This window comes from Caldisericaceae bacterium (assembly GCA_036574215.1).
Lineage (GTDB): Bacteria > Caldisericota > Caldisericia > Caldisericales > Caldisericaceae > Caldisericum.
The window spans coordinates 1-10,220 of record JAINCR010000040.1 but is presented as its reverse complement, the minus strand read 5'-3'; the positions used below and the strand labels follow the sequence as shown (position 1 = coordinate 10,220).

The 10,220-nt window shown below is 33.6% G+C and carries 9 protein-coding genes, 1 tRNA gene and 1 rRNA gene; 1 reads left to right on the top strand and 10 read right to left on the bottom strand.

Features of this window, described 5'->3' with window-relative positions; genetic code table 11:
* The first annotated feature begins 61 nt into the window (after positions 1-61).
* Positions 62-178, top strand: a 5S ribosomal RNA gene (rrf, locus tag K6343_02130).
* A gap of 100 nt (positions 179-278) precedes the next feature.
* On the opposite strand, the gene K6343_02125 is transcribed toward rrf, so the two are convergent.
* The 10 genes from K6343_02125 to K6343_02080 all read right to left on the bottom strand — a co-directional run bounded on the left by K6343_02125 (position 279) and on the right by K6343_02080 (position 9,837).
* Positions 279-1,559: a signal recognition particle receptor subunit alpha gene (locus tag K6343_02125; protein ID MEF3244770.1), complete on the bottom strand. Its 1,281-nt coding sequence runs from the start codon at positions 1,557-1,559 to the stop codon at positions 279-281.
* A gap of 278 nt (positions 1,560-1,837) precedes the next feature.
* Complete coding sequence (locus K6343_02120) at positions 1,838-2,350, bottom strand: hypothetical protein (GenBank protein MEF3244769.1); 513 nt, start codon at positions 2,348-2,350, stop codon at positions 1,838-1,840.
* Between the two features lie 1,173 nt (positions 2,351-3,523).
* Complete coding sequence (locus tag K6343_02115; protein MEF3244768.1) at positions 3,524-3,901, bottom strand: hypothetical protein; 378 nt, start codon at positions 3,899-3,901, stop codon at positions 3,524-3,526.
* The gene (gene ftsY, locus K6343_02110) at positions 3,898-4,731 is read right to left on the bottom strand and encodes a signal recognition particle-docking protein FtsY (protein ID MEF3244767.1); all 834 of its coding nucleotides are present in this window, start codon (positions 4,729-4,731) and stop codon (positions 3,898-3,900) included. Before ftsY ends, K6343_02115 begins: the two co-directional genes overlap by 4 nt.
* Positions 4,694-5,434: a ribonuclease III gene (rnc, locus tag K6343_02105; protein ID MEF3244766.1), complete on the bottom strand. Its 741-nt coding sequence runs from the start codon at positions 5,432-5,434 to the stop codon at positions 4,694-4,696. The genes ftsY and rnc overlap by 38 nt, the downstream gene beginning before the upstream one ends.
* Before the next feature lie 19 nt (positions 5,435-5,453).
* Positions 5,454-5,642 (bottom strand): 50S ribosomal protein L32, encoded by a 189-nt coding sequence (rpmF, locus tag K6343_02100; GenBank protein ID MEF3244765.1) that lies wholly within the window; start codon positions 5,640-5,642, stop codon positions 5,454-5,456.
* 9 nt (positions 5,643-5,651) lie between these two features.
* Positions 5,652-8,114, bottom strand: coding sequence for a leucine--tRNA ligase (gene leuS, locus K6343_02095; GenBank protein MEF3244764.1), 2,463 nt, complete (start codon positions 8,112-8,114; stop codon positions 5,652-5,654).
* Positions 8,115-8,137: 23 nt separating this feature from the next.
* Positions 8,138-8,213, bottom strand: a tRNA-Ala gene (locus K6343_02090).
* 609 nt (positions 8,214-8,822) lie between these two features.
* Positions 8,823-9,263: a hypothetical protein gene (locus K6343_02085; protein ID MEF3244763.1), complete on the bottom strand. Its 441-nt coding sequence runs from the start codon at positions 9,261-9,263 to the stop codon at positions 8,823-8,825.
* 364 nt (positions 9,264-9,627) lie between these two features.
* Positions 9,628-9,837, bottom strand: a complete 210-nt coding sequence (locus K6343_02080; GenBank protein MEF3244762.1) for a hypothetical protein — start codon at positions 9,835-9,837, stop codon at positions 9,628-9,630.
* Between the last annotated feature and the right edge of the window lie 383 nt (positions 9,838-10,220).

Here is a 10,220-nt window from a genome sequence, read left to right as displayed (position 1 = left end):
GTACTAATAGGTCGAGGATTTACTATACCCTTTGCAGTTTTGAAGGTATAATCCTTTATGCCCTGGTGGCTATACCGAAGGGGAAACACCCGTTCCCATTCCGAACACGGAAGTTAAGCCCTTCAGGGCCGATGGTACTGCACTGGTAACGGTGTGGGAGAGTAGGTCGCTGCCAGGGCTTTTTTATTTTTGGCAAATCTCTTTAATTGATGTAATATTTTTCATCCATTAAGGCATTTTAGGTTTTTGCGTGCTTTAAAGATATGTTATGAATTCTTCTAAAAGCGTAGTTTATTGATATCAAAATTTTTGAAGTTTTTGAGCATTTTTTTAAGGTTATCGTAATTTTTTAAAAGTTGATTAACTTCGTTTTTATCTACATGTGTTCCTCTTGCAATTCTTTCTTTTCTTGAAGCGTTTATTATCTCAGGATGCATTCTTTCCTCTTTGGTCATTGCATTAATGATTGCAATCATCCTTTTAATACGTTTTTCATCAGTGAAGTCTTTACTTATTTTTACACTACCAAAGTTTGGAAGCATTGAAAATACTTTTGAAATCCCTCCCATTTTTAGAATGCTTTCTAATTGTATTTTGAAGTCATTCATGTCGAATTTTCCACTTTCAAAATCTTTTATAATTTTTTTGCTTTCTTCTTCACTAATGGCTTCTTGTGCTTTTTCAAATAAACTTTTTATGTCTCCTCTGTCTAAAATTCTTGAAATAAGCCTTTCCCCGTCGAATATTTCTAAATCTTTTATTTTTTCTCCTGTACCAACAAATTTCACATCTTTTTGGGTTATATACCTAAACGATAAAACACTTCCGCCTTTTGCTGAGGAGTCAAATTTTGTGAATATACCTCCTGTAATCGGTATGTAATCTTGAAAGCCTTTTACTATGTCAAGGGCAGTTTGTCCAATTGTAACATCCATAACCATAAGAGTTTCGTTTTCATTAAAGAAGCCTATTATCTTATTAAGTTCTTCCATAAGTGGTGTATCAATCTCTTTTCTTCCCGCTGTATCTATGATTGCCACATTGAAATTATTTTTATCCATGTATTTTGGTATTTCTTCTAATGCATTTTCTATACTGCTGTTTCTAAGATCAAGATAAGAGAGTTCGTTTTCTTTTGCTATTTGGATGAGTTGATCAAAACTTGCAGGTCTTTTAAAGTCAAAAGGAACAAGAAGCGGCCTATAGTTGAATTTGTTTTTAAGTAGATATGCAAGCTTTCCTGCCGTGGTTGTTTTACCATTTCCTTGTAAACCAACTAAAATAATAAAGTTTTTGTTTTTCTTTAAATTCAGAGGAGATGAAGTTCCTACGTATTCAACAAGGATACTGTATAAGATTGAAAGTATCTGCTCTTGTGGATTTAAACTTTCTATCACTTTTGTATTCTTTGATTCTGTTTCAAGTCTTTCGGTTATTTCTTTTACAAGTTTGTAGTTAACATCAGCCTCTAAAAGGGCGAGTTTTACTTCTTTTACAACGGATTTAATGTCTTCTTCGCTTAAATATCCCTTAGACCTTAGTTTTTTAAATACATTCAATAAGTTTTCTTTTAAAGATTCAAAAATGATAGACCTCCTATAAATAATTTAAATTGCTAATAGCAAATTATTTTATCAAATTTTTGTGTTTTATGAAATACTTTGATATACCCTGCTAAAAAATTATTTCTATTCTATAAAAATTCGAAGAACGATTTTACATAATTTTAATATTTAAATAAGAGAAAACTTTTTAATTTCATCTTGCATTTATTTGCAATAGTAAATCAATGCTAAACAGGGATTAGTTTGTTAGGTTTCTTAAACTCTAAGATTTTCTATACGTTAAAGGCTTGACTTAGCGCACTTCTTACTTTTGAATAGTTAGTGTTAAAGGTTAAAACCATTCTTCCTGTTTTTGTATTAATCAATAATTCGTTGGGAGTTTCAAGATCATCGATATCACTCCCACCGATGTTGACTTTGTATTTTACATTTATGATAGCTCCTCCTCTCTTTTCTCTTCCTCTTTTTAAAAGAATACTATTCACATCGTTTGGTGATAGAGCAAAATTTTCACTATGTTCCTTTATAATTTCTTCCGATGTCATCTCGTAGTATTTTTTATAATAGGTAAAACCTGTGCCAATTTGTGAGAAAAATTGTTTTAGTTTTCCTTCTACTGCCTCTTTTGTTTCTTCTGCTCTTTTCTCTGCCTCTTTTTTAAAGAGCTCTTGTGTCCATTTTGCAAATAACATTCTTTTGTCCGTTATAATAAGCGCCCAAGCTTCTTGTTTAAACATACCCTTTTTCCAGGTAACTGGAACTACTTCAAGGATTTTTTCCTCCATGATACACCTCCAAATTTGATTGTTGTATTTTTATTAATGGGTAGATAAAAATTTTTCCTCCCTCTTATTTTTTATCATAATTAAAAACTTTGTCAATAGAGTAAATTTCTTCATAAAGATAACAATCTCTTGGAAGGTTTTACTTCCTGCTCCTTCCGAGGCGAAGTCTCACTTGTTTATTCTAAGGTCGTAAGCCTCCTTTGGTTATTCTGCACTCTTTTCCTTGCGTAAGCAAGTGCGAAGCCCTCACTTAGTCATTCAGAGCGAAGCGAGGAATCTCCTCTGTTGACGCTTTTCGTTGTAGTATTGAGAGGGTGTTCCCATTAGTATTATTCTTAGTTGAATCTCCACAGAGTCATTCTGAGGAGGCGTCTTTTTGCTGAGTAAGAATCGCGTTGTTTGTCACCATGTTGTCACTCTGAACGAAGTGAAGAATCTCATCGTTTATTCTTTTTCGTGTTTTCAGGAGAAGACTTGTGGGGGTGTACTTTTTACTCCCTCAAATATGAGATCCTTCGTTTCACTCAGGATGATAAGAAAGTATGTGGGGCTTGGGGGTATCTCTCTCAACTTAAGAAAGAATCTCAGCCTTTTATGTTTTTTAGTATTCGGGGGAGTCTTGAGGGGGTGTCTCTTATGTCTTTTTCTTATATTGGAGGGTGTTTCGAGTGGGGTTCTTTTTATGATTGTCTTTTCACTCTGAACGAAATGAAGAATCTCTTACTTTTTATTAACTTTCGTGGGAGTTTCGAGTGGAATTCCTTTTATCTCCTCAACTTCAAGATCCTTCGTCGCTATCGCTTCTCAGGATGACAAAGAAAAAACGCTCAGGATGACAAAGAAAAAGCGCTCAGGATGACAAAAGAAGACTCAGGATGATGAAGAAAAAGAATTTGGGATGACAAAGAAAAGGGCATTAGGATGACTACAAGTTCGTTATTCCGAGGGCGTAAGCCTGCTTCATCATTCCAAGCATAAGCAAGGAATCTTGGTTTTTACGTCTTGCCGCTATTTATATCTCTTTCAGCGTTTGGTGAGCATCAAAAGTTTATTTTTTCAGTAAACAAAAATTCTAGACGACTAAAAATGCTTTAAGAATACACATAAATAAAAAGAAAAGCCCACAGTATTATGCTACTTATTGTAATTACCTTTAAAATAAACTTAGTTTATTTATTCCTTTTCTAAACGCTTCAGTGTTTCTAATAGTTTCTTTAATTCGTTTTTCTTTGCCTCATCTGTAATGAGATTATTGACAGCGTTCTCCATTTCTAAAAAGACTTTAATTTTCTTTCTTCTTTTTTCAAGTAGTTTTGACTTTTCATCACATCGCTCCATTTTGTTAGTAGCACGCCTAACAATATCATGCACTGCTTGTCTTGAGACTTTGAGTCTTCTTGCAATTTCAGAACCGTTTAAAGATGGATCAGTATAAAGTGTAGCGATGCGTTTTTCTTTTTCTGTTAGAAGGTTTGCATACACTTCAAGTAATTCTTTAATATGTATTTTTTTAAGAAGCTTTTTTTCTTTTGGTGATAGGTTATGTTTCATTGCACTCCTCCAATGAGTTTATTGATATAAAAATCCGAAGAAAATTCTTCAAGATCATTAATATCTTCACCTGTTCCTATAAATTTAATTGGTATTTTGTATTTTTCGGTTATCGGAATAACAACTCCAGGGTAGCTTGATGTATCAAATTTAGTCAATATAATCCCTGTAACTTTAATTGCTTTAGTAAATGTATCAACCTGTTCCATCAAATTTAAACCTGTTAGGCTATCCATTACAAGAAATACCTCATTTATTCTGTTTGTTTTACTTAAAACTACTTTTTCGATTTTTGTAAGTTCTTTTAGCAAGTTTTCGTTGGTTTCAACTCTACCTGAAGTATCTATAAGAATTAAATCGTAGTTGTTAGATTTTGATAACCCATCAAATATAACACTTGCAGGATCAGCCTTTGGTTTTCCTTTCATTATGTCAACTCCTAATCTTTCAGCCCATATCGAAAGTTGGTCTATTGCTCCAGCTCTAAAAGTATCACCTGCTATTAAAAGAATGTTTTTAAAACCTTTTTGTTTGTAAAAATTGGCAACCTTTGCAATGCTTGTAGTCTTGCCAGAGCCGTTTGAACCAACAAAAATAAATACCGTTGGAGGTTCTTTTGATAGGTTTACAGTTGTATCTAAACCAACAAAAGCCTCCTTAACAGTTTTTTTAAAGAGTTCAATGTAATCTATGCTTTCTTTTTTAAATTTACTAATGAACTCTTCTGTAAATCTAACTCCAAAATTCTTACTGAGTAAAAATTCTTCTACCTCATCAAGGTTTACACTCTTTTTACTGATTAGATTCTTCAATCTTTCTAATATATTCATCGTTTAAAGCAACTTTTGCAGCCTCTTCTTCTGCTTCCTTTTTTGTTCTACCTTTACCGCTTCCAAGAATCTTCCCGTCGATTTTTACTTCTGCTCTAAATAATTTTGTATCATCTATCTTTTCTTCATCGACTATTTTGTATTCTGGCACTTTATGTATTGCCTTTTGTAGAATTTCTTGGAGTTTTGTTTTTGCATCAATTGTCTCTATGTTCAATGCGTTTTCTAAATCCTCTTTAAAAGTATCTTCTATAAATCTGTATGCTTCCTTAAAGCCAAAGCACAAGAATATTGCAGCAGTCACTGCTTCAAATGCATCGGCAAGTATCGCAGCTTTATGCTTTCCGCCGCTTTTATCTTCGCCTTTTCCAAAAAGAAGTAATTCTCCTAATTGGATTTCTTCTGCTTTTTTAGAAAGGTTTTTCTCCGATACTAAGAACGCTCTTTTTCTACTTAATTCGCCCTCGCTTAAATTCTTGTAGCGCTCCAACAGGTGGTATGTGATGGTAAGCGATAAAACAGAGTCTCCGAGAAATTCTAAACGTTCATTTGAAGTAAAGCCTTTGTTTTCTCCTACAAAAGATGAATGAGTTATAGCCGTAATAAAAGTATCTCTGCACTTTCGGGGTATCTTTTTTTTAAGTAGTGCTTCAAAAGCCTGCACCCTCTTTTTTATTTCTTTGTCGAGTGTTTTTGTACTCATGAAAGAAATATTAGCGAAATTATTTACTTGCTTTTTCTACTTCCAATACCTGATTGCCATCGTAATATCCACAATACGGACACACCTTATGCGGTTGGATTAAATTATGGCAATGAGGACATTCAACTAAATGAACATTCTCAAGGTGTTCTTTAATTTTTCTCATTCTACTTCTTGAATGTGTGGTTTTCTTTTTTGGTTGAGCCATCTTTTCCTCCTAAATAACAATATTTAAAAGTTTGTCTTTTACAAAAACGTATTTTGCTTTATCAAAATTAATATTTAACCTTGATATTTTATCAGATTTTTTAACTAAATCAAGTACATCTTCAAGATCTGCTTCTATTGGCACTTCTACTTTGTCTCTTAATTTTCCATTTACTTGGACAACTACTACAGATTTCTCAACTTTGTATATTCCTTTTGGTTGGGGCCATTCTCTCTTATGGATGCTTCCAATGCCTCCTAATCTATGGTGAAGTTCTTCTGTAACAAAGGGAGTTGCTGGGGCAAGCATCGTAAGGAAAGTTATTGCAGCCTCTTTAAACGCTTTCGTTTTTATGACGGATGAATCATCTTCAACTATTTTAGAAAGATAATTCAACCACTCCATAAAGCTACTTATCATTGTATTGAACTTGAATTTTTCTATTTGGTCGCTTATTTTCACAATCATTTTATCCGTCATTAATTCAATCTCTTTTTCAATTTGCTGGTTTGAGATTGTTTCATTTACATCTTCAAGTTGAATGAAAAGACTCCAAATCCTTTTTATAAACCTATTTACTCCTCTAATACCCTCTGTGCTCCATGCTGAGTCAGTGTCTAATGGTCCAATAAAAAGAATATACGCTCTTAAGGTGTCTGCTCCGTATTCCTTTACCACATCATCAGGATTAACTACATTTCCTCTTGATTTACTCATTTTTTGATGGTCTGGGCCAAGTATCATACCTTGATTGAGTAGCTTTTTAAACGGTTCATCGAAGTCTATAAGCCCTGCATCGAACATAACTTTAGTATAGAATCTTGCATAAAGAAGATGCATTACTGCATGTTCTGCTCCACCTATGTAAAGATCAACAGGCAACCAGTATTTTGCTTTATCTTTATCAAAAGGTGTTTTGTCATTTTTGGGATCAGCAAAGCGTAAGAAATACCAAGAAGAACATGCAAAACCATCTTGGGTGTCTGTTTCTCTTTTTGCAGGGCCTCCACAAATAGGACATGTGGTATTAACAAAATCTTTGTCGTTTGCAAGAGGCGATTCTCCTGTGTCTCTTGGAGAAAAATCAACTTCCTCAGGAAGTAGCACGGGAAGTTGCTCTTCAGGAACGGGAACTGCTCCATGGACTGGACAATGGACTATTGGAATAGGTGCTCCCCAGTACCTCTGTCTTGAAATAAGCCAATCACGTATTTTGTACCTAACAACTCCTTTGCCAAAATTATGTTCTTCTGCGTATTTGGTTAATTTTTCTCTTGCTTCTTCGCTTTTTAAACCTGAAAATTCACCACTATTTATAAGAATACCATCTTCAGTAAACGCCTCGGGTAAGTCTTCTACAGGGTTGCCATCTTTTGAGATAACAACTTTAATTGGTAAATTATGTTTTTTAGCGAATACAAAGTCTCTTTCATCATGCGCAGGCACACCCATTACTGCCCCAGTTCCGTATGAAAATACTACATAATCTCCTACATATATGGGCACAAGCTCGCCTGTAAAAGGGTTTTTTGCATATGCGCCAGTAAATACTCCTGTCTTTTCTTTTTCTGTTGATAGCCTTTCAGTTTCAAATTTCTTTAAGGCTTCTTCTACATATTTCTCAACACTTTCTCTGTATTCATCTTTTGTTATCTTCATTACCAGTGGATGTTCTGGTGCGATTGCAATAAAAGTGACACCAAATATAGTGTCTATACGCGTTGTGAAAACACTTATTGTGTGCTTTCCATTAGGTGCGTTGACCACTTCAAAGTCAATTTCAGCTCCAGAGGATCTTCCAATCCAATTTCTTTGCATTGATTTTATTCGTTCAGGCCAATCAATTTTGTCAAGGTCATTTAGAAGTCTATCTGCATAAGAAGTTATTTTAAAAAACCATTCTTTTAATTCTTTTTTTACAACAGGAGTTCCGCATCGCCAACATTTTCCATCGACTATCTGTTCGTTTGCAAGCACTGTCTTACAGTGAGGGCACCACCATTGGAAGTTTGTGTCCTGGTATGCAAGGCCTCTTTTGAATAACAATTCAAAAAACCATTCTGTCCATTTGTAGTATGAGGGATCTGATGTTGCAAATTCTCTATCCCAATCGTAAGACAAACCAAGCATTTTTAGTTGTCTTCTGAAGTTTTCAATATTTTTATAAGTTGAATCTTTAGGATGCACTCCATGTTCTATGGCGTAGTTTTCTGCTGGTAGCCCAAAAGCATCGTATCCTATAGGGTGAAGCACATTAAATCCTTTCATTCTTTTGTATCTTGCATATGTGTCTGCTGGTATGTAGTTTCTGCAGTGGCCTACGTGTAAACCCGACCCTGATGGATAGGGGAACATTACCAACAAATAGAACTTTGGCTTAGAAGAAAAATCCTCTCCCTTGAAGAGTTTTTCTTTTTCCCATTCCTCGTAATACTTTGCTTCAAATTCACTTGGGATGTATTCTTTTTCCATGGCTTGCTCCATAATTAAAAAATTGGTGGAGCTAAGGGGAGTCGAACCCCTGACCTCCTCCACGCCAAGGAGGCGCTCTACCAACTGAGCTATAGCCCCACTCTTATAAATAATACTAAATTTTTATTTATTGTCAAGCGTTTTATATGGAATCTATAAAAAAGTCTTATTTGTTTCCATTGTAATTACACAAGCTAAGTTAAAGTCGTAAGCATGTTTGTTTTGTCATTCTATAGAAGCAAAGTAGCTAAAGAAACTTATCTTTAATGTTTTTTAAAAACAATTTATTGAGTTTTTTGATTGCAAATCATTCAAGATCTGTCAATTAAGTTTTCTAATGTAGAAAATTTCGTTGTTGTATTTAACTTTCATAATAAGTTCTCTTTTAATTAAATCGTCAATCAAGGAAAAATTACTTCTTTTTTCAGTCAACATCTTTTTGATTTCTTCTTACCTTATTGGATGCACAGAAACTATACTTAAAAGGTCTTCTTGTAAATCCCCACTTATTGTGTAAACTTACCTTCTTCTTTGGTTATAAGCATTTCTACATTTTTGATGTTTTTAGAAAATATTTGATATGCCGTATTCAAAACTTCTTCTTTAGGGGGCTTTACCCATTTTTCTTGAGGTGGACGAGTAGGAATTGAAATATACGCTTTATAAGGGCTGATATTTGATATAAAAGAAGCAACACCTTTTAGCTCTTCAACTGAAATTCAATCCCTCAACAAGCATTGTCTCGGTTATGATCGAACCATTAAAAAATTTTGAAAATTCAACAATTCCATCAAGAATTAAGTTAAGATCCAAAGAATGGTGGGGTCTATTAATTTTTCTGAAAGTAGTTTCATTTACGGTATCTACTTTTAGAGAAACAAGGTCGGCTTCAAATAAATCTTGCCTTACGCTTTCAAGAAACAAAAGCGAGCTATTTGTAATCACTGCAACGGGTATGTTAAAAGTTTTAAACATTCTTATTTCTTCTCCAATGTTGATATCAAGTGTAGGCTCTCCATCGGGAACAAATGTGATAAAGTCAATCTTTTCACCCATTTCTCTAACTTTTGAAATCTTTTCTTTTAGATTGTTAAATATTTCTTTAGGTTCGTAAAATTGTCTGCGTTCAACTATCAAATTCTTCGTCAATCCAATTTGACGGTAAATGCAGGAATAAGAGCAATGCTTGAGGTAATATTATTTACTCCAAGGCTTCTTCCCAAACGCCTTGAAGGGGCAGGCCCAAAAATAATTATGAGTAATCACCTCTTTTTACAACACAATTATACCACTTTTACATCTAAAACAATCTAAAAGGTTTTTATAGGTTTTTACTGTCTAACTTACAAAAAATAAGTGGGGGTTAAAGCCCATTTATAACTTGTCTTGTAGATGCAATTATCTTTTAATACTTACCAAGCATTTAATCTCGTTAACGTAAATTTTAAAGTTCAAGAGTGTGTGTATTACAGTTAGTGCTGCAAAAATTAAACCAGGGATATCGTGCATTACTTCAAGATATTCTTTTAAAAAAACCTAAAAACGTCCAGATATTTAGTCGAAAAACTCTTCCAGATGGAGCAAAGTGTAGCCCAACGCCCGAAAACATTACAGGGACAAACAGCATGAACATTAAACTTGAAATGATACCCTTTACTTTAATAAGAAACAGATGGTAATTAACATTTCTTTTGTTCACAATTAAAGTTTTAGTGTTTTCCATTACTTCCTCCTACTTTTATAATTTACTTTGTTGGAAGTTTTGGCTGAAAACTTTTTTTACAAATAAAACCTTTAAATGTGTTTTCATTTATCATTTCTAAAACTTAAACTATTTTATTTTACATTTCAATAGTGAAGAAAATTTGAATAATTTTAATTAATTTTCTAAATATGAAAAATAGTTGTGAATTGATGGCTGATTAAGTTTTGAAGTGTATTTCCCTTAATTATTTTAACGCTTCTTTACTTTTATAAGGTGACATTTATCGAATAAAACCCTGTATTTGGTGCAGTGAAAAGCCTTCTTGAACTTATCCAACAAAAACACAAAAGGATACATTAGAAGAATCTTGATAGAATATTCCTTTATGCTTTTTCCTTGTA